The sequence below is a fragment of the Flavobacterium macrobrachii genome, from assembly GCF_014486675.1.
GTDB classification, from domain to species: Bacteria; Bacteroidota; Bacteroidia; order Flavobacteriales; family Flavobacteriaceae; genus Flavobacterium; species Flavobacterium macrobrachii.
In genome coordinates, this window is record NZ_JACTAC010000010.1 from 40704 (window position 1) to 61837 (window position 21134).

A 21134-nucleotide genomic window follows, 5' to 3' on the forward strand; every position below is an offset into this window, starting at 1 on the left:
TTAATTATTTTATTGTAAAATATTCTGCTAATGGACCTAGAGCCAATGCTGGAAAGAAGGATAGTGCTGCAATAATTGCGATTACTGCAAAGACCATAATACCAAAAATGGTAGTGTCCGTTTTTAAAGTTCCTGCGCTTTCTGGAATGTATTTTTTATTAGCTAATAATCCTGCTATAGCAAGCGGTCCAATAATTGGTAAAAATCTACCTAATAGTAACACAATTCCGGTTGTGATATTCCAAAACGGATTGTTATCACCTAAACCTTCAAAACCTGAACCATTATTGGCAGCACTTGAGGTAAATTCATAAAGCATTTCAGAAAAGCCATGATTACTAGGATTGTTTAACCAACTTGTAGCATTTCCATTAAACCAATATCCCATTGGAGTATCATTGGCAGCAAAATAAGAGGCTAAAGCAGTACCAGATAAAATTAATAAAGGGTGAAGAATGGCAATAAATGCGGCGATTTTAACTTCACGAGCTTCTATTTTCTTTCCTAAAAACTCTGGTGTTCTACCAACCATTAATCCTGAAATGAAAACAGCAAGAATTATGAAAATATAGAAATTCAACCAACCAACACCGCAACCGCCATAAAAGGCATTGACCATCATAGCTAACAATTGCATTGCTCCTGACATTGGCATTGAACTGTCGTGCATACTATTCACAGAACCTGTTGAAATAACTGTTGTGGCAATACTCCAAAAACCTGAAATGGCTGGACCAAATCGCACTTCTTTACCTTCCATTGCTCCAGTAGTTTGGGTTATTCCCATTCTTTCAATAGCAGGATTTCCGTTTAATTCGGAACTAATTGTTGGAATGACCAAAAGCAAAAACCCGATAGTCATTACACCAAAAACGACATAAGAAAATTTACGTTTTTTAAGATAAAATCCCAATGCAAAAATCATTGCAAAAGGAATAATCAATTGTGCCCAAAGTTCTACTGCATTAGTAAAATAAGTTGGATTTTCAAATGGATGTGCTGAATTCACTCCAAAGAAACCACCGCCATTAGTACCAATATGTTTAATACCAATAAAAGCTGCAGCTGGACCTCGAGATACTTCAACTGTATCACCTTGTAAAGTAGTAATGCTATCTTTACCTTCAAATGTCATTGGTGTTCCACTGAAAATCAATACGACAGCAACAATTGCTGATAATGGTAATAAAATACGAGTACAGCTTTTGATGAAATAGTTATAGAAATTACCTAAATGTTCGGTTGTTCTTTCTTTCATAGCATTGAAAACCATAGCTGCGGCTGCCATTCCAACACCAGCAGAGACAAATTGTAAAAACATCAACATTAATTGTCCTAAATAAGACAAACCAGACTCACCGGAATAATGCTGAAGATTACAATTGACAACAAATGAAATAGCGGTATTAAAAGCTAAATCGGCACTCATTGAAGGATTTCCATCTGGGTTTAAAGGCAAGCTTCCTTGAAAAAGTAAAACAAAAAAACAAAGAATAAACCATCCCAAATTGACACTCAAAAGTGCTTTAAGATGTTGCTTCCAATTCATTTCTTCTTTGTCATTGATACCACTTATTTTAAAAATTAGGCGTTCAATAGGATTAAAAATGGGGTCTAAAAGTGTTTTATCTCCTTTGTAAACTTTAGCAATATATTTCCCGACAGGAATTGCCAAAACAATGGTTAGAAGAAAAACAGTTATAACTCCAAGAATTTCTGTATTCATAATATATTTATTAAAAGAATGTTTAAAATTTTTCGGGTTTAATTAAGACATAAACCAAATAGCCAAATACAGCTAAAGCGACGATAAAAAGTACTATCATAATTTAGATTTTTTCAAAAAATTCGACCGATTTAAAACAAATGGCAAAAAGAAAAATTCCTAATGCGAGTAAAAGAATAGTGCTTATCATATAGTTAATTTAATAGTTTAGAATTATACAGAAGTAGCATTGATTTGCTTGATGTATTCTGCTCGCAATGCTTTAGGAAAAAGATTGGAAATACTGCAATGTCTCAATTCCATAAACGAAGAAACGGAATAGACGTAAACATTTGAAATTACATTTTTAGTTTCATTGCTACCTGTTTCAAAAAGATTTTCTGCAATGCTCAATAGTTTTTTTGCTCTGGAAATGTTTCCTGAAATGATGGCTTTGTTAGTAATTTCTGCGAAGCGTTCGGCTTGTTTGTAAATGGTATTTATTTTATTTCTCATAACGATGAATTTGTTTGTTCTTCATCGCTTATGCCAAATTGTGTTCCAATAAAAATAAAATTACGTAAGGTATTGTTATTGTTGATTTTGTGATTATCGTGCCAAAAATTGAGCATAAAAAAACCTATCAAAATGATAGGCTTTTATTAAAATGATAAGGTTGTTTATTGAATATTGTATTCGTCTAATTTTCTGTATAAAGTGGCAATTCCTATTTCTAGTAATCTTGCGGTTTCTGCTTTATTCCCTTTGGTATAATTTAGTACTTTTTGAATATGTAGTTTTTCAACACTATTCATTGAAAATGCTGACATTGATTTGTTTTGGTTATCGGTTTGATGTTGGATTTCATATGGCAACACATCAAGTGTTAACACATCATTGTTAGCTAAAATAACGGCTCTTTCAATCACATTTTTTAATTCTCTGACGTTTCCTGGCCAATGATAGGCTTCTAATTTGTGAAGAAAATTATCTTCAATTTGCAATGTTTTTTTATTGATTGAAGTAGAAAATTTATCTACAAAAAAATCTACTAAAGGTGCAATATCCTTAACTCTTTCGCGCAACGGCGGAATATTGATTTCAAAAATATTCAATCGAAAATACAAATCGGAACGAAAACGATGTTCGTCGCTTTCTACTTTTAAATCACGATTTGTTGCCGCAATTAATCTGAAATTTGATTTTTTTGGAGTAGTATCACCAACAGGAATAAACTCATTTGTTTCTAGTACTCGAAGTAATTTGGCTTGCAATTCTAAAGGCATTTCACCAATTTCATCCAAAAACAAAGTTCCACCATTGGCTTCTTCAATAAATCCTTTCTTGTCTTTGATTGCTCCTGTAAAAGCACCTTGCTTGTGTCCGAATAATTCGCTTTCTAAAATTTCTTTGCTGAAAGTGCTGCAATTTAAAGCTACAAACGATTTACTTGCGTTTGAACTATTTTCGTGAATGGCTTGAGCAAAAACTTCTTTTCCTGTTCCTGTTTCACCTGATAATAATACTGTTGAATTTGTTTTCGAGACTTTCTTTGCTAAATCTATGACTTGTTCAATTGCTTTTGATTTTCCAATTATGGTATCAAAAGAATATTTGTCGGAAATCCTTTTTTCGAGTTGTTTGACTTTCTTTTGCAATTGTACTTTTTCGAAAGCTTTGTAGAGTAATGGAATGATTTTATCGTTATCATCGCCTTTTACAATATAATCGAAAGCACCATTTTTCATCGCTTGCACTCCATCAGAAATATTGCCGTAAGCTGTTAACAGAATTACTTCAGTAAGTGGAAAACTAGCTTTGATTTTTTGAAGAAAATCTACACCATTTCCGTCCGGAAGTTTAGCATCACAAAGTAAAACATCAATATCATTTTGCTCCAACTTTTTGAAACCCGATTTTAAATCTGATGCTTCAATTACGTCAAATCCTTCAGATTTTACTATTCGAGCCAAAAGTCCACGAAGTTTTTCTTCGTCGTCTATGATTAGGATATTTTTCAAATGAAAATAATTAATTTTTGCAAAATTACATTTTTACTTCCTTCTGGTATCTATAAGATGTATTATCTTCCAATCATTTTGCTCTTTATAAAGCGTAAAAGCATTCACGCCTTTATGACTTAATTTCCCGTTAACATAAAATTCATAAGGAGTCCACGCATGTGCCATCGCACCATCCACTTGAATGTTGTAGCTCAAAATCCGCTCTTCAATTTTCATATCCGATGGAATAGTTGCAATCGATATAAAAAATTCGTTGGGAGTTTCATTAATTAACTCATTTCCTTTTTCACCTTCATTAATGGTTTGTAAGATTAAATTATTTACACAAACTTTTTTCATAAAAAGACTATCCTTTTTGTGAAAACCTTCAAAAAAAGTTTCAATTGTTTTTTGAACTTCTTTCTTTTGAGCGTTGGAAATGAAGCTGATAAACAATAATATAATAAATAAATATTTTTTCATAATTTTAGTATTTAATCCATTTATACAATTCTTTCCAAGTTGGTTTTTTACCGTACATTAAAATACCAACACGATAAATTTTTGCTGCAAACCAAACCACTAAAAAGAAGGTTGCAAATAATATAATCAGTGAAACTGCGATTTGCCATAGCGGAACGCCAAACGGAATTCGCATCATCATTACAATTGGCGAAGTTAATGGTATCATGGAAAAAACTGTTGCCACTGTTCCGTGTGGATCATTAATTACAGTAAAAAACCCAATGTAAACTCCTAAAATTAAAGGCATTATAATTGGAAGAAGGAATTGTTGCGAGTCGGTTTCGTTATCAACTGCTGCACCAATCGATGCATAAAATGAACTGTACAAGAAATATCCTCCAATGAAATAGAAAATGAATGAAATTAGTATTGTAGCAATTGGTAAATTCCACAATTCCACAATGTACAATTGCATTGTTCCGCCCATTTCTTTCTCAGCCATTAGTATTGCTTGGTCTTCCATTCCTGAAGTTGCGCCCATTTGTACATTGAAAAATGTGGATAAGACAAACATTGCAATCAGTCCGAGAAATGCCCAAATTAGAAATTGTAAAATTCCGGCTAACGATGTTCCAATTATTTTTCCCATCATCAATTGAAATGGTTTTACCGATGAAATAATAACCTCAATAATTCTTGAAACTTTTTCTTCGATAACGCTTCGCATGACCATATTTCCGTATATAACAATAAACATCATAATCAAATAACCAAATGCACCACCAATTCCAATCTTGATTTCGTTTAATCCTTTAAGTGCTTCTTCACCTGTTGCTTTGGTCAAATGAATGGATACATCAGATTTTGCCTTTTTGATTGCTAAAGTATCTAATCCTTCTTTTTGGAAATTTTCTTGTGTCAATTTATGATTGATAACCTCTTCGATATCACTAATAAACATTACACTTGGACTATCATTTGAGATGTATTGAATTGATTTTTGAAGCGAAACATTGGAGGAAACATTTGGAATAACTAAAAGTCCTTCATAAGCTTCAGAAACGATACTATCTTTTAAAACTTGAAGATTTATGGTAGAAAAATCGACGTATTTATATTCATCATCGCTTTTAAATTCACTGAAAAATTTACCCGATTGATCATGAACCGCGATCGTCTTTAAATCGGCTTTCATTGTACTTAAATAGCCAACAAAAACAGCAATTCCAACAAATAATAACGGACTTAAAAAAGTCATTACGATGAATGATTTGTTACGAACTTTGGCAACAAATTCTCTTTTGATGATTAGACTTAATTTACTCATTTTTTTAGACTTCTTAGATTTTTGGATTATTAGACTTCTTGGATTTTAATGATTGCTAAATTTTCTTTTTCTAAAATTCTAACAATCTAACTTTCTAGCTATCTAATCAGTTACTGTTTTAATAAAAATATCGTTCACACTCGGAATTTTCTCCATAAAATGAGTTACTTGTCCGCGTTGAATTAACAGGTTTAAAAGTTCGTTTGGTGTTGATGTTCCTATGTTGATTTGCAGTTTTAACTCATCATGCAGTGATTTGAAATCGGTTTGTGAAAGCGTGAATTTTTGAGACAAATCATACATCAATCCTTCAATATTATCGGTCAAAATTCCAACTTCATAGTTATTGGTTCTGAATTGTTTTTTTACATCCGAAAGTTTTCCTTCAATCAATTTATTCGATTTATGGATTAAAGCAATGTGATCACACATTTCTTCTACGCTTTCCATTCGATGGGTTGAAAAAATAACCGAAGTTCCTTTTCTATTCAACTCGATGATTTCGTCTTTTATCAAATTAGCATTCACAGGATCAAAGCCTGAAAATGGTTCGTCGAGTATCAATAATTTAGGTTTGTGCAAAACAGTTACAACAAATTGTACTTTTTGTGCCATTCCTTTTGACAATTCTTGCATTTTTTTGTTCCACCAACCTTGAATTTCCAATCGGTCGAACCAATATTCTAATTCGCGTTTGGCTTCGGCTTTTGAAAGTCCTTTTAATTGTGCTAAATACAAACACTGTTCGCCAACTTTCATCGTTTTATACAAGCCGCGTTCTTCGGGCATATAACCAATAGTACTGACATGAGACGGATTTAATTTTTCTCCATCGAGAATAATTTCGCCACTATCTGGCATTGTTATTTGGTTAATTATTCTAATTAAGGATGTTTTTCCAGCACCATTTGGGCCGAGAAGTCCATAAATACTTCCTTTTGGAACAGTTAAAGAAACCTCGTTAAGCGCAGTATAATCAGCATATTGCTTCACTACGCTTTTAACTTCAAGTATATTGCTCATATTTTTTTAAGTTTCAAAAATCAATTTGAACTTCAAAATTCAAATTTAAAAATCAATTACAATTACAAATTCAAATTGACTTTTGAAGTTGCTTTTTGCTATTGACTTTTGATATTGCTTTTTGATATTGTTTTCGGTAAAAGTAATTGAAAAAATGCATTTCAAAAAAAACCCACCCAATAAAATGAATTACAGGATGGGAAAAATTGCTATGAAAAAGAAATTACTTGTTTCCAAGTAATTATTCAAATGTAAAATTATTTTTTTAATTATGAAAACATATCTTTCACTTTTTCAAAAAAAGATTTATCTGTTTTTTCAGGATGAGGAATAAAATTTTCATCAGTCATTGATTTTTCAAAGAATTGACGTTGCTCTTTACTCAAAGTCTTTGGTGTCCAAACATTTACATGAACCAATAAATCTCCATTGCCATAGCTATTTAAACTTGGAATTCCCTTTCCTTTTAGACGTAAAATCTTTCCAGACTGAATTCCTTCTTCTAGCTTTATTCTAACTTTTCCATTTATTGCTTCAATATCTTTTGAAACACCTAATGCCGCTTCTGCAAAACTTATGTATAAATCATAATGCAGATTTTCACCTTCACGTTTTAAAAATTCATGTTCTTGTTCTTCGATTGCTACTATTAAATCACCTGCAACTCCGTTTCCTGGTGCATCATTTCCTTTACCCGAAACTTTTAATTGCATTCCGTCAACAACACCTGCTGGAATTTTGATAGAAACCGTTTCGTCTTCCAAAATCATTCCATAAGCATCGGCATTATGAGGCTTGCTCTCGATAGTTTGCCCAGAACCGCCACAAACATGACACGTGGTTGCCGTTTGCATTCTACCCAAAATCGTATTGGTTACTTTCAATACTTGACCTTGTCCGTTACAGGTTGAACAAGTTTTGTATTTTACGCCTAGCGCTTGAATTTTTCTTTTAACTTTTACTTTTTTCTCAACACCATTTGCTATTTCTTCCAAAGTCAATTTAACTTTGATGCGAAGATTGCTTCCTTTTACACGGCGTTGTCCGCCAGAATTTCCACCGAAACCTCCAAAACCGCTTCCGCCAAATGCGCCACCAAAAATATCGCCAAACTGACTGAAGATATCATCCATGTTCATGTGTCCATGACCGCCAAAACCTCCAGTACCATCAAATGCTTGATGACCATATTGGTCGTATTTTGCTTTTTTATTTGGATCGCTTAATACTTCATAAGCTTCGGCAGCGAGTTTAAAGTTTTCTTCTGCCAGAGGATTTCCCGGGTTTTTATCGGGGTGAAATTCAATCGCTTTTTTTCGATATGCTTTTTTTATTTCTTCGGCTGTTGCGCTTTTTGAAACACCTAATATTTCGTAAAAATCTTTTTTGCTCATATTTTTAATTTTATTAAACGTGATAAATCACGTTTCTATTCGAAAAGATGTAATTGGAAATAGATTAATTTCCAATTACAACTTTAGGAAAACGAATAATTTTATCGCCTAGTTTATATCCTTTTTCAACTACATCAACAATTTTTCCTTTCAAGTCTTCACTTGGCGCAGGAATTTGGGTAATTGCTTCTGCAAAATCAGCATCAAAACTGTCTCCTGCTTTAATCTCAACTTGCTCTAATCCTTTGGCAACTAATGTTGATTTTAATTTTTCATGAATTAACGCTACACCTTTTGCCAAGGTTTCATCGCCACTTTTAGAGATTTGTGTCATTGCTCTGTCAAAATCATCTAAAACTGGCAACATGGCTTGTAAAACTTCCTGATTGGCAGTTTTGAATAAGTCAATACGTTCTTTTGTTGTTCTTTTTTTGAAGTTTTCAAATTCAGCAAAAAGTCTAATAAATTTATCTTTTTCATTTGCTAATTCTTTTTGCAATTGCTCTTCAACACTTAGTTCTTCGGCAGTTTCAACTTCATTTAGAACATTTTCAATTTCATTTTCAATTGGATCTTTATCGGTATTTTCAGTATTCATTGAAGTTTTATTTTTAAATATATCTTTAATTTTCATATTGTTGTTTTGTATGCAAAAGTACTGCCATTTCTCTTTTTTTGCCAAATTGTCATATTTTTTTATTGAAATTAAAAATCAAATTTTAATAAAATTTTAAGACTAAATCGATTTCGCAATGATTACATTTGTTATTATTGAATTTGATTTCAACATTCTAAATAATTATTAATTCAAAATTAGATAATAAAAAAGTGCTTGATTAAGCACTTTTTTTATTTTAGTATGTTTTGTAAAGCAACTTGAAAATCAGGATATCTGAATTTGTAACCCAAATTTTGTATTTTTTGTGAAGATAAATTTTTACTACTAAAAAGTAAAATTGACATTTCGCCTAAAACTAATTTCATAAAACACTCTGGTATATTAGGAAGAAATAGTGGTTTACCGAGTTTTTTTGCTACCAAATAAGTTAGATTCTTATTGGTAATAGAATTTGGTGCTACCGCATTATATGTTCCTTCGAAGTTGTTTTCTAAAATGAAACAGTATATTTGTGTGAGATCATCAATGTGTATCCATGATTGAATTTGTCTTCCGTTACCCATAATAGAACCTAAACCAAATTTAATGGGTTTAATCATTTCTTGAAATGCACCACCATGATTGGCATATACAACTCCGGTTCTAATTTTTGAAACTTTTATTGACAATTCTTTAAATTTATCAACGCTTTGCTCCCATTGCTTAACCACAGTAGAAAGAAAATCATTTGCTTCTTCAGATGACTCTTCATTATAAACTCTATCATAACTTTCAGGATAAATTGCCGTTCCAGATGCTGAGATAATATGCTTTATCGGAAACTTATTTTCTTTTATGGCGTTAAAAAGAAGGTTAGTTGTTAAAACTCTACTTTCAATAAGTTCTTTTTTATAAGCTTTTGTCCACCTTTTTGCTATTGTTGCTCCAGACAAATGAATTATAACATCAACTCCGTCAAAACATTTTGTATCAATCTCCATAGTTTTAATATCCCAATAAAAACCTTTATAATTGGGTTCTTCAACTAATTTATTTTTTGAAGTAGTTAAATAGTGAATGGTATGCTCTTTTTCCAAGAGCAATTTTGTCAATCTTGAGCCAATAAAACCTGTTGCTCCGGTTATTAAAATTTTCATTTTCTTGATTTTCATCAAATTTATTCACAATTATTAAATGATGAAAAATGATATTAAAAGTTTAACTATTGTTTATCTTTGACTTTTATAGTCCATTCAAATTCCATTTCGGAAACTTGTTCTCCTTTTGTATTCACGCCAATGGATTTCATCCAAATGGTTTGACCTTCGCCTGTAGCAATTGCTTTTTGGATGGCATCGTCAATTAAATGACCATCATTACAAGTAAAAGTGATTAATCCAGTAGCTTTTTTGGAGAAATTACTTTTGTTATTAGCAACCAACATGGAAATATTCTTTCCGCTTTGTTTGATTTTCATCATCATTAAAGCGCCAGTTGTAAGTTCGGCTGCCATTGCTTGAACCGCAAAATACATTGACTTGAATGGATTTTGATTAAACCATTTATGTCGAACCGTTGCTTCGCATTTGGTAGCTGAAATTGACTTTACTCGGACTCCAGACCAAAAAGCTGAGGGTAATTTAAAAAATAAAAAACTATTTAATTTACTAGGTGAAATTTCCATGAAGTATTGATTTTGTTGTAAATATACTAAAATCATAAGATAAAATTGAATTTTATTAAGTGTTAATTTTTTGTTAAATTAAAGTACTTTGTATTGCATAATACCTTTTTTTGATTGTATCTTTGTATAAGAAATTAATAGCCATTCTATAGTATTGTTAAAATCGAGTTTTAATCATCATCAAAAAAAATAAAATCATGACAACAACTGCATCTACAACAAATGAAACGAACACCGCAGCGTTACTCCATTTAAGTTCGTTAACTCAATATTTTATTCCGTTTGGAAATTACATTTTCCCAATACTAATTTGGAGTGCCAAAAAGAAAGAATCTGCTTTTATTGATGCTAGCGGAAAAAGTGTTTTAAACTTTCAATTGAGTATGTTCTTATACACTTTAATTACTTTGTTGATTGCTATTCCAATTTTTATCTATTGCATTTTTAAAAATGTAACTATTAATGAATTTTCAGATAGTGAGGATTTAATTATTGATAATTTTCACTCTGGTAACATTACTGGAATAGTTATTCTAGCCTTTGTAGCCATACTTCTATTCTGCTTTTTGAAAGTAATCGAGTTTATACTAATCATATACGCATCGGTAAAAGCATCAAATGGAGAAGTTTATAAATATCCGCTGAGCATTAGCTTTTTAAAATAATCATCAACAAATCATCAATCAAATCATCAATCAAAAATGAACAGTTTAATCAATCTGACTAATCATCAGAAAAAAACAAAATCGTATTATGAACATTGAAAACACAAAAGCCCAGATGCGAAAAGGAGTTTTAGAGTTCTGTATCTTATCCGTATTAAAAGAAAAAGATGCTTATACTTCCGAAATTCTTGACACCTTGAAAAACGCAAAATTGCTTGTAGTAGAAGGAACGGTTTATCCGCTATTGACAAGACTAAAAAATGACGGTTTGCTCAACTATCGTTGGGAAGAATCAACTTCTGGTCCGCCAAGAAAATACTATGGTTTGACCGAATTAGGAAAAACATTTTTAAACGAATTAAATGGCACTTGGACTGAATTGTCTGATGCAGTAAATATCATCACAACCAAAAATTAACAAATCATGAACAAAACAGTAAATATTAATATAGGTGGTTTATTCTTCCATATCGATGAAGATGCATACCAAAAGTTATCAAGATATTTTGATGCAATAAAACGTTCACTTTCAAATTCATCTGGAAAAGACGAAATCATGAAAGACATTGAAATGCGTGTGGCTGAATTGTTAACCGAGCAACAAAAATCAGACAAACACGTAATCAATTTAAAAGATGTTGATCAAGTTGTTGCTGTGATGGGACAACCAGAAGATTACAGAATTGACGACGATAATCAAGAACCAAGCAGTGCTAATTTTACTTCTTCAGGTAGAAAAAAACTGTATCGCGATAAAGACAAAGGATTAATTGGTGGAGTTTGTACCGGTTTAGGACATTATTTTGGGATTGATTCAATTTGGATAAAAATTGGGTTCATTCTATTAGTTTGGGCTGGTGGTTCTGGAGTATTAGCTTACCTTATTTTGTGGGCAATTACACCAAAAGCTGTTACAACTTCTGAAAAATTAGAAATGACTGGCGAACCAGTAACTATTTCTAATATCGAGAAAAAAGTTAGAGAAGAATATGAAAGTGTTTCTAGCAAATTCAAAAATGCTAACTATGACGAAATGGGAAACCAAGTAAAAAATGGTGCTGAAAAAGTTGCCAACGGATTTGGCAATGTTATCATGAAAATATTTGGTGCTTTTGCTAAAGTTTTAGGTGCATTTATTCTTATTTTTTCTGCCTTATCATTAGTTGCTGTTATCATTACATCAATCGTAATGGTGTTTTCATCATCAATGCCTGATAATAAAATCGTTGAATTTATTCACACACCAATAGGTTTAGAAACACCACTTTGGATACAAGGAATACTTTTCCTTTTTGCTGCAGGAATTCCGATCTTTTTCATATTAATATTAGGATTAAAACTATTGGTAACCAATTTAAAATCAATAGGAAATATTGCAAAATATAGTTTACTAGGAATTTGGATTATATCAGTAGGAATATTAATTTCGTTAGGAATAAATGAGTTTAACCAATTAGCTTATGCTGGAAAAACAGTTCAAAAAGAAACAATCAATATTTCAGCAAACGATACTATCAAAGTAAAATTTAGGTACAACGATTTTTTCTCAAAAAGTATTCATGACCGCGATGATATTAGAATAGCGCAAGATTCAATGGGTAATCCTGTAATTTATTCTACTAATGTTGGAATTCATTTAAAAAGAACTGATAATCCATCGCCTTACATTCAAATTGAAACAAGAGCGCATGGAAAATCATTTGCTGAAGCTAACGAAAGAGCCAAAAAAATAAAATATGGTTTCAAAATTGTTGGAAACGAATTGATATTAGACAATTACTTTTTGACAGATACCAAAAATAAACTACGCAATCAACGTGTTGACATCTATTTGTATTTACCAAACGGTATTGTGTATTATCCTGATGCAAATGTTGAAACTTATTTAGACGGTTCCAATGCTGATTTCGATTACTATTATGGACCAGAAGGTTATAAATACAAAGTAGAAAGCGACAAACTAAGATGTTTAGATTGTCCTGAAAGCGAAAACACAAACGATGTTCAAACGGAAGAAATCAACATAACAGAAACTAACGACACGGTAAAATCAGTTTCGGTAAAAGTGAATGGCAAAGAAATTCTTAACGATACCAAAGGAAAAAAATCAAAGCTTACAATTGACTCAAACGGAATAATCATTAAAACCGAATAATCATGGTAAAATTTATAATCTTCTGCTCAAAAGCAATCATAGCAACCGTTGCAGGTTTGTTGTTAACTTCTTGTAATTGGACAGTCAATTTAGGCGACGGAATTACAGGAAGCGGAACCATTGTTAAAGAAACCCGAAAAGTTGATACTTTTACAAAAGTTGAAGTTAAAACAGGAATTAATTGCGAAATCAAACAAGCCGACAACTTCGAAGTACTTGTAGAAGCTGACGATAATATAATTAAAGAAATCAAAACCCGAGTAGAAAACGGAAAGTTGATTATAGAATCTGATTTTGGAAATTATCACAATGCTACGAGAAAAGTAACTGTTACAATGCCCAAAATTGATAATCTAGAAACTTCAAGTGGCGCAACATTAAAGTCATTAAATGTTTTAACTGGAACTAATATATCGCTAAAATCAAGCAGCGGAAGCGAAATGGATGTAAACGTAGAATCAGATACGGTTTCACTCGAAACGTCTAGCGGAAGCGAACAAAACGTAAAAGGAAAAGCACTAAATGTATTTGCTTCATCCTCGAGCGGAAGCTCAATTGATGCCGACGAGTTATTAGCCAATGATGTTTCGGCTCAATCATCAAGCGGAAGTTCAATAGAAGTCCATTCGATTGTAAATCTTAACGGAAAAGCATCCAGCGGAAGTTCCATCAACTATAAAGGAAATCCAAAAACAATCACCAAAGAAGAAACTTCTGGCGGAAGCGTTTCACGATAACAAAAGTTAATAAAGCATCTCAATGAAAATTGGGATGTTTTTTTTTCTATTTTTGACAAAATAATCATTGAAAAAAATGAAAAAAACAATACTACTATTATTTCTTCTAACGACTACTTTTGGTTTTTCACAAAAAAAAGAAAAAGTAAAAGGTTCAAAAGTGGTAACAATGGAACAAAAACAAATAGAAAATTTTAAATCCATTGAAGTCGAAGACAATTTAGAAGTTTTTTTAGTAAAAGGAAACGAATGCGGTTTAGAAATCGAAGCCGATGACAATCTTCACGAATTTATTGATTATAAACTATCTGGAAGCAATTTAAGAATTACAACCAATAAAGACATTTCAAGTTTTAAAAAACTCAGTGTTAGAATTACTTACACTGACGAACTTGATATGGTAATTGCTAAAAACGAAACCAATGTAACGGCACTTTCTGATGTAGATTTAAAGACAGTTACTTTTAAAAGTTATGATTATGCCAAATTATATTTGAATGCCAAATGCAAAAATTTTACTTTAATGGCAAATGACAAATCTAAAATTGAACTAAACTTAAAATCTGAAAAAGCAGCAATTGATGTAAGCAAAAATGCCCAAGTAAAAGCATTAATTGCCAGTACCGATTTACTTTTTGACATGTACCAAAAATCAACTGCTATTATTGAAGGCGATGTCAACACACTAAAACTCCGTTTAGACAACAATTCCGATTTTAATGGCAGTAAATTAACCGCTGTAAATACACAACTTTTTGCCGAAGCTTATTCCAACGGAAAAATAAATGCAAAAACCAATATCGTAATAGACATTGCAGGAAAATCGGAAATAGAGATTTTTGGTGAACCAAAATTTGAAATAAAACGTTTTACCGATAGTGCAACTTTGAGAAAAAAACCTATCAAATAAAAAACAAAATGCCATCAAATTGATGGCATTTTTTTTATAGTGAAAATCTAAAATTTAATCTAACGAAGCCAAATATCGTTCCGCATCCAAAGCTGCCATACAACCTGTTCCAGCAGCGGTAATCGCTTGACGATAAACATGATCTGCAGCATCACCAGCAACAAAGACACCAGCAACATTCGTTTTTGAACTTCCAGGAACATTTACAATGTAACCCGTTTCATCCAAAGTGATGTAATCTTTAAATATATCAGTATTAGGTTTGTGACCAATAGCTACAAAGAAACCAGTTGCAGGAATATCTACAATTTCGCCAGTCGTTTTGTTTTTAGCTTTAACCAAGTTCACCACTTGACCATCACCAACAACTTCTACTGTATCGTGATTCATCAAAATTTCAATATTCTCCGTTTTTCTCACGCGTTCTTCCATAATTCTAGAAGCTCTAAACTTTTCACTTCTAACAAGCATGGTAACTTTTTTACAAAGTTTAGATAAATAATGAGCTTCTTCACATGCCGAATCACCAGCACCAACAATTACAACTTCTTGATTTCTATAGAAAAATCCATCACAAACCGCACAAGCAGAAACACCACCACCAGTTTGTAAATAATGTTGCTCTGAATCTAATCCTAAATATTTAGCCGAAGCACCCGTTGAGATAATCACCGTTTGAGCGTGAATTTCTTTGGTATCATTAATCCAAACTTTATGAACATCGCCCGAAAAATCAACTTTTGTTGCCCAACCATCACGAACATCAGTTCCAAAGCGTTGCGCTTGTGCTTGTAGCTGAACCATCATTTCTGGACCAGTTACACCATCAGGATAACCAGGGAAATTTTCAACTTCGTTAGTTGTTGTTAATTGTCCACCAGGTTGCGTTCCTTGGTATAAAACCGGGTTCATATTAGCTCTAGCAGCATAAATTGCAGCAGTATAACCCGCAGGACCAGAACCTATAATTAAACATTTTACTTTTTCTATTGTATCTGACATGATTCTAAATTATTAGGTTGCAAATGTAATGTTTTATGCCAAACGGCAAAAGTAAAACAAATTGCTAAAAGCTATATTTTGATAAAAAATAACAATGAAATAAAACAAAAAAAGAGATTTCTAAAATTAGAAATCTCTTTTTGTCGGGGTGGCAGGATTCGAACCTGCGACCTCCTGCTCCCAAAGCAGGCGCGATAACCGGGCTACGCTACACCCCGAAAATGTGGGTGCAAATATACCACTATTAATGACTAAACAAAATATTTTTATTAGAAATTCCATTTTTTCTTCAAAAAATACCTTCGCTTAACATTTCTGAAAAAAAACAAAAAAAGCTTTCGATATAATTTCTATTTTTGTTGCAGTAAAAAAACACAACTAACTATGCTTATTATTGGAATTGCTGGTGGAACTGGAAGTGGAAAAACAACCGTTGTACACCAAATCATGAATGAATTACCCGAAACCGAAGTTGGTGTCATTTCTCAGGACTCATATTATAAAGAAAACACAAATTTGAGTTTCGAAGAAAGAGCTTTAATCAATTTTGATCACCCAAGAGCAATCGACTTTGAATTATTAGTAAGTCATTTAAAAGAACTAAAAGAAGGAAAGACAATCGAGCAACCTGTTTATTCTTTCATTACTCACAATAGAACCGACGATACCATCGTTACCCATCCAAGAAAAGTAATGATAGTAGAAGGAATATTAATCTTAGCTAATGCAGAAATAAGAGACATATTTGACGTAAAAGTTTTTGTTCATGCCGACTCTGACGAAAGATTAATCAGAAGATTAAAACGTGATATTGCTGAGCGTGGACGTGATATGGAAGAAGTTTTAAACCGCTACCAAACCACGTTAAAACCTATGCATCAGCAATTTATTGAACCAACAAAAGCATTTGCCGACATCATAATTCCAAACGACAAATACAATACCGTTGCCATCGACGTAGTTAGAGCAGTAATTAACCAAAGAATTACCTAAATTTACAAAAACAACATCCTATAGAATGGAAACCAAAGAAAAACTAACCAATAAATATCCGATCCTGAAAATCCTCGGAAACCGATACCTTATTGTGTTAGTTTTTTTTGTGGTTTGGATAACATTTGTAGACACAACTTCCTACATGGAACATCGCGTTCTCAACAAAGAAATTGAAGAACTCGAAGAAAACAAAAAATACTACCAAGACGAAATAAAAAAGGACGAAGCAAACATCAAACAACTCAAAAATCCTGACCACGTAGAAAAATACGCTCGTGAAAAATACTACATGAAACGCGACAGCGAAGACATCTACATCATCGAATTTGAAGAAGACAAAATAAAAGATAGTATCGAAGGAGCAAAACGTTAGGCAATACATTCCACGCAATTCCTGCTTTACGTTGCAATAGCTTTGTCAAATTTTGAACTTTGAAAAAGCAATTTTCTCTTCAATCAGGGCTAGTTAGCAAACTTTAAACTAGAATACCCGTTTCTTTAAAATTCATTTTTCAAAAAACTACGTTTTTGACATTGTTAAAAGTATATACCTATTTTGCAAAAAATCAAATAAAAATCGGTCAAAAAAGATAAATTTTGACTATGTTTGAGGTATCAAAAAGCATAACACTTGTGAGCACAAAGAAACTCCTTTTTTCAGATTTTGAAACCATCAGTTCCAAACAATGGAAACAACAAATTCAGTACGAATTAAAAGGTGCTGATTACAATGAAACACTCGTTTGGGAAAGCCTAGAAGGCATCAAAGTAAAACCATTTTATCACAATGACGAAGTGGAAGAAAGCAATTCAAATCTCTCAATAAATCCTTCTAAAGAAGCATTCAAAATCCTTCAAAACATCTTTGTTCACGACGTAAAAAAATCAAAAGAACGTGCTCTAAACACTTTAAATCGTGGTGCAGAAAGCATTCGTTTTACAATAGAAAATGATATTATTTCTATAGAAAATTTGATGCAAAATCTTCCTTTAGAAAAAACAACTTACTATTTTTATTTGCCATTTCTCTCAATCGATTTCGTCACTAAATTAAATGAATTTGCAACTAAACATAAGGCCAATTTCATCATTCAGTTAGATCCAATTGGGCAATTGTGTAAAGACGGAAACTGGTTTGAAAATGCAGAAAAAGATTTTGAAAAACTAAATCAGATTTCCAAATTTTCTCAAAGTTCATTTCTAAACATTAATTCAGAAATTTACCAAAATGCTGGAGCCAATATTGTGCAACAATTAGCTTACACAATGGCACATGCAAATGAATATTTCAACAGAATTCTAGCTGTAAATCAACCTATAACCATAGAAGTTTCGGTTGGAACCAATTACTTTTTTGAAATTGCAAAACTTCGTGCGTTGCGATTATTATTTTCAACATTAGCATCAGAATACAATCATAATCTAGATTGTCATATCGTTGTAACTCCAACCAAGCGCAATAAAACATTATACGATTACAACGTAAACATGCTTCGCACCACAACCGAATGTATGTCTGCAATTCTTGGTGGCGCAAATGCAATTGCGAATTTACCTTATGATGCATTATATCATAAAGACAATGAATTTGGCGATAGAATTTCAAGAAACCAACTATTAGTTTTAAAACACGAAAGTTATTTCGACAAAGTAAGCAATCCTGCTGATGGTGCTTATTATATTGAAAATCTAACTCAACAATTAGCCGAAAAAGCATTAGAATTATTCAAAGACATCGAGAAAAACGGTGGTTTAATCACCCAATTAATCGAAGGAAACATTCAGAAAAAAATTCAAGAAAGTGCTGCTAAAGAGCAAGATTTATTCGATAGCGGAAAGGAGATTTTATTAGGAACCAACAAATATCCTAACAAAAATGACCGAATGAAACACGATTTAGAATTGTATCCTTTTGTAAAACAAAATCCTAGAAAGACGTTAATCATTCCAATTATTGAAAAACGTTTGGCTGAGAAATTAGAGCAAGAACGTTTATCTCAAGAAGCATAACCATGAGAAAAGACATACAACATATAACCATACAAAACAGTGAGAGCTCGAAACACGATACTCAAAACTGGGAACTTTTTCACACTGCTGAAAACATCGATTTAAAGAAAATCTATTCCAAAGAAGATGTTCTAGGATTGGAACATTTAGATTTTGGTGCTGGTTTTGCGCCCAATCTACGCGGACCATATGCTACAATGTACGTGCGTCGTCCTTGGACAGTGCGCCAATACGCAGGATTTTCAACTGCCGAAGAAAGTAACGCTTTCTACAGAAGAAATCTTGCCGCAGGACAAAAAGGACTTTCAGTAGCATTCGATTTAGCCACACATCGCGGTTACGATTCCGACCACGAACGCGTATTTGGCGACGTAGGAAAAGCTGGAGTTGCCATAGATTCTGTTGAAGATATGAAAATATTATTCAATCAAATTCCACTGGATGAAATGTCGGTTTCTATGACAATGAATGGTGCTGTTTTACCAATTATGGCATTTTATATTGTTGCTGCAGAAGAACAAGGTGTTGCTCCAGAATTACTTTCGGGAACAATACAAAACGATATTTTGAAGGAATTTATGGTTAGAAATACCTACATCTATCCGCCAACGCCATCGATGAAAATCATTGCTGATATTTTTGAATATACGAGCAAAAAAATGCCAAAATTCAACTCGATTTCTATTTCGGGTTACCACATGCAAGAAGCTGGAGCAACCGCCGATATTGAGTTGGCTTACACTTTAGCTGATGGTTTAGAGTACATTCGAACAGGTTTAGCAACCGGAATGAAAATCGATGAGTTCGCTCCTCGCCTTTCCTTTTTCTGGGCGATTGGAATGAATCATTTTATGGAAATTGCAAAAATGCGTGCCGGTCGTATGCTTTGGGCAAAATTATTGAAACAATTCAACCCAAAAGACGAAAAATCATTAGCATTAAGAACGCATTGCCAAACTTCAGGTTGGAGTTTAACGGAGCAAGATCCTTTTAATAATGTGGCTCGAACTACGATTGAGGCAGCCGCAGCAGCCTTTGGAGGAACCCAATCGTTACATACCAATGCTTTAGACGAAGCTATTGCTTTACCAACCGATTTCTCTGCACGAATTGCTCGTAATACTCAAATCTTTTTACAGGATGAAACTAAAATCTGTAAATCAGTTGACCCTTGGGCGGGAAGTTATTATGTAGAAAGTTTAACGGCTGAAATAGCAGAAAAAGCTTGGGCTTTAATTGAAGAAGTGGAAGAATTAGGTGGAATGACAAAAGCAATTGAATCTGGAATTCCAAAATTACGTATTGAAGAAGCTGCAGCTCGAAAACAAGCAAGAATTGACAGCAGTCAAGATATAATTGTTGGTGTCAACAAATTTAGATTAGAAAAAGAAGATCCTTTACAGATTTTAGATGTCGACAACGATATGGTTCGCAAGCAACAAATTGAACGTTTGATACAAATAAAAGCTGCTCGCGATAATACTAAAGTTGCCGAATGTTTAGCTAAATTAACTGAAAGCGCTAAAAATGGTGGTGAAAATTTACTATCTTTAGCAGTAGAAGCAGCGCGAAACAGAGCTACATTAGGCGAAATTAGTGATGCTTTAGAAGTAGTTTTCGGAAGATATAAAGCACAAATTAGAAGTTTTAGCGGCGTGTATAGTAAAGAAATTAAAAACGACGAAAGTTTTGAAAAAGCAAAACAATTAGCCGATGCCTTCGCCAAAAAAGAAGGTCGTCGTCCTAGAATTATGATTGCTAAAATGGGACAAGACGGTCACGATCGTGGTGCGAAAGTAGTAGCAACAGGTTATGCTGACGTAGGTTTTGATGTGGATATTGGACCATTATTCCAAACTCCACAAGAAGCTGCCAAACAAGCGGTTGAAAACGACGTACACATTTTAGGCGTTTCTTCTTTAGCAGCGGGACACAAAACCTTAGTACCACAAGTGATTAAAGAACTAAAAAAATACGGACGCGAAGATATTATGGTCATTGTTGGTGGCGTAATTCCTGCGCAAGACTACCAATTCTTATTCGACTCCGGTGCTGTAGCGGTTTTTGGTCCTGGAACTAAAATTAGCGAAGCAGCGATAAGTATTTTGGAGGTATTATTAATAAATTAAATGTTCTTTTTAAATCATAAATTTTTTAAAAAAAATTTGAGAACAATTATAAAGTTAAATAATAAATAATCAAATTATTAATGCCTTCTTTAATCCCACATTAAAATGTAAATGGCTTGAAATTTAAGTATAAAAACACAAAACATTTCCTAACTATAATATATATTCAAAATTAAAAATTTATTGGAAAGTTAAAGTATTTACTGAGTTATATTACCTTAAACAAAAAAAGTACATTAAAGTAGTTTTAATAATAGACCTAAAAACAAAAAACCCTATCCGATTGGATAGGGTTTTCAAAAAAAAGGCGGCGACATACTCTCCCACAAAC

Annotated in this window: 21 protein-coding genes and 1 tRNA gene; 9 read left to right on the forward strand and 13 right to left on the reverse strand. The window is 32.7% G+C overall.

Features of this window, described 5'->3' with window-relative positions; all coding sequences use genetic code 11:
* Nucleotides 1-4: 4 nt before the first annotated feature.
* The 11 genes from kdpA to IAI56_RS04175 all read right to left on the reverse strand — a co-directional run bounded on the left by kdpA (nt 5) and on the right by IAI56_RS04175 (nt 10199).
* The gene (gene kdpA, locus IAI56_RS04125; protein WP_187656669.1) at nt 5-1726 is read right to left on the reverse strand and encodes a potassium-transporting ATPase subunit KdpA; all 1722 of its coding nucleotides are present in this window, start codon (nt 1724-1726) and stop codon (nt 5-7) included.
* Nucleotides 1727-1748: 22 nt separating this feature from the next.
* Entirely contained in the window at nt 1749-1826 is a 78-nt protein-coding gene (gene kdpF / locus IAI56_RS04130) for a K(+)-transporting ATPase subunit F (RefSeq protein ID WP_187656688.1), read from the reverse strand.
* A 113-nt stretch (nt 1827-1939) separates the two neighbouring features.
* Entirely contained in the window at nt 1940-2221 is a 282-nt protein-coding gene (locus tag IAI56_RS04135) for a DUF7674 family protein (protein WP_187656670.1), read from the reverse strand.
* Between the two features lie 164 nt (nt 2222-2385).
* Entirely contained in the window at nt 2386-3726 is a 1341-nt protein-coding gene (locus IAI56_RS04140; RefSeq protein ID WP_187656671.1) for a sigma-54-dependent transcriptional regulator, read from the reverse strand.
* 33 nt (nt 3727-3759) lie between these two features.
* Nucleotides 3760-4191, reverse strand: coding sequence for a nuclear transport factor 2 family protein (locus IAI56_RS04145; RefSeq protein WP_187656672.1), 432 nt, complete (start codon nt 4189-4191; stop codon nt 3760-3762).
* 4 nt (nt 4192-4195) lie between these two features.
* On the reverse strand, nt 4196-5500 hold the full coding sequence (locus IAI56_RS04150; RefSeq protein ID WP_187656673.1) for an ABC transporter permease: 1305 nt from the start codon (nt 5498-5500) through the stop codon (nt 4196-4198).
* Nucleotides 5501-5602: 102 nt separating this feature from the next.
* Nucleotides 5603-6523 (reverse strand): ABC transporter ATP-binding protein, encoded by a 921-nt coding sequence (locus IAI56_RS04155; protein WP_187656674.1) that lies wholly within the window; start codon nt 6521-6523, stop codon nt 5603-5605.
* A gap of 269 nt (nt 6524-6792) precedes the next feature.
* Entirely contained in the window at nt 6793-7917 is a 1125-nt protein-coding gene (dnaJ, locus tag IAI56_RS04160; RefSeq protein ID WP_187656675.1) for a molecular chaperone DnaJ, read from the reverse strand.
* Nucleotides 7918-7981: 64 nt separating this feature from the next.
* Nucleotides 7982-8551 carry a nucleotide exchange factor GrpE gene (locus IAI56_RS04165; protein ID WP_187656676.1) on the reverse strand — a complete coding sequence of 190 codons (570 nt, stop codon included), beginning with the start codon at nt 8549-8551 and terminating at the stop codon, nt 7982-7984.
* A gap of 215 nt (nt 8552-8766) precedes the next feature.
* Nucleotides 8767-9672: a TIGR01777 family oxidoreductase gene (locus tag IAI56_RS04170; RefSeq protein WP_187656677.1), complete on the reverse strand. Its 906-nt coding sequence runs from the start codon at nt 9670-9672 to the stop codon at nt 8767-8769.
* A 65-nt stretch (nt 9673-9737) separates the two neighbouring features.
* The gene (locus IAI56_RS04175) at nt 9738-10199 is read right to left on the reverse strand and encodes a DUF4442 domain-containing protein (RefSeq protein WP_187656689.1); all 462 of its coding nucleotides are present in this window, start codon (nt 10197-10199) and stop codon (nt 9738-9740) included.
* 197 nt (nt 10200-10396) lie between these two features.
* Between IAI56_RS04175 and IAI56_RS04180 the strand changes: the two genes are divergently transcribed.
* The 5 genes from IAI56_RS04180 (at nt 10397) to IAI56_RS04200 (ending at nt 14666) form a co-directional block, all read left to right on the forward strand.
* The gene (locus IAI56_RS04180; RefSeq protein WP_187656678.1) at nt 10397-10864 is read left to right on the forward strand and encodes a DUF4870 domain-containing protein; all 468 of its coding nucleotides are present in this window, start codon (nt 10397-10399) and stop codon (nt 10862-10864) included.
* Nucleotides 10865-10952: 88 nt separating this feature from the next.
* Complete coding sequence (locus IAI56_RS04185) at nt 10953-11282, forward strand: PadR family transcriptional regulator (protein WP_169522769.1); 330 nt, start codon at nt 10953-10955, stop codon at nt 11280-11282.
* A 6-nt stretch (nt 11283-11288) separates the two neighbouring features.
* A complete protein-coding gene (locus tag IAI56_RS04190; RefSeq protein WP_187656679.1) occupies nt 11289-13019 on the forward strand; it encodes a PspC domain-containing protein in 1731 nt (576 codons plus the stop codon).
* Between the two features lie 2 nt (nt 13020-13021).
* Nucleotides 13022-13756, forward strand: a complete 735-nt coding sequence (locus IAI56_RS04195) for a head GIN domain-containing protein (RefSeq protein WP_187656680.1) — start codon at nt 13022-13024, stop codon at nt 13754-13756.
* Nucleotides 13757-13832: 76 nt separating this feature from the next.
* Nucleotides 13833-14666, forward strand: a complete 834-nt coding sequence (locus tag IAI56_RS04200; protein WP_187656681.1) for a GIN domain-containing protein — start codon at nt 13833-13835, stop codon at nt 14664-14666.
* A gap of 54 nt (nt 14667-14720) precedes the next feature.
* On the opposite strand, the gene trxB is transcribed toward IAI56_RS04200, so the two are convergent.
* Nucleotides 14721-15668 (reverse strand): thioredoxin-disulfide reductase, encoded by a 948-nt coding sequence (gene trxB / locus IAI56_RS04205; RefSeq protein WP_169522775.1) that lies wholly within the window; start codon nt 15666-15668, stop codon nt 14721-14723.
* A gap of 143 nt (nt 15669-15811) precedes the next feature.
* A tRNA-Pro gene (locus tag IAI56_RS04210) sits at nt 15812-15886 on the reverse strand.
* Between the two features lie 166 nt (nt 15887-16052).
* Here IAI56_RS04210 and udk point away from each other — a divergent pair.
* The 4 genes from udk to scpA all read left to right on the forward strand — a co-directional run bounded on the left by udk (nt 16053) and on the right by scpA (nt 20803).
* Nucleotides 16053-16661: a uridine kinase gene (gene udk, locus IAI56_RS04215; RefSeq protein WP_187656682.1), complete on the forward strand. Its 609-nt coding sequence runs from the start codon at nt 16053-16055 to the stop codon at nt 16659-16661.
* Nucleotides 16662-16686: 25 nt separating this feature from the next.
* Nucleotides 16687-17037: an FtsB family cell division protein gene (locus IAI56_RS04220; protein ID WP_187656683.1), complete on the forward strand. Its 351-nt coding sequence runs from the start codon at nt 16687-16689 to the stop codon at nt 17035-17037.
* Between the two features lie 230 nt (nt 17038-17267).
* Complete coding sequence (locus IAI56_RS04225) at nt 17268-18674, forward strand: methylmalonyl-CoA mutase subunit beta (RefSeq protein WP_187656684.1); 1407 nt, start codon at nt 17268-17270, stop codon at nt 18672-18674.
* A 2-nt stretch (nt 18675-18676) separates the two neighbouring features.
* On the forward strand, nt 18677-20803 hold the full coding sequence (scpA, locus tag IAI56_RS04230; protein ID WP_187656685.1) for a methylmalonyl-CoA mutase: 2127 nt from the start codon (nt 18677-18679) through the stop codon (nt 20801-20803).
* Nucleotides 20804-21134 lie beyond the last annotated feature (331 nt).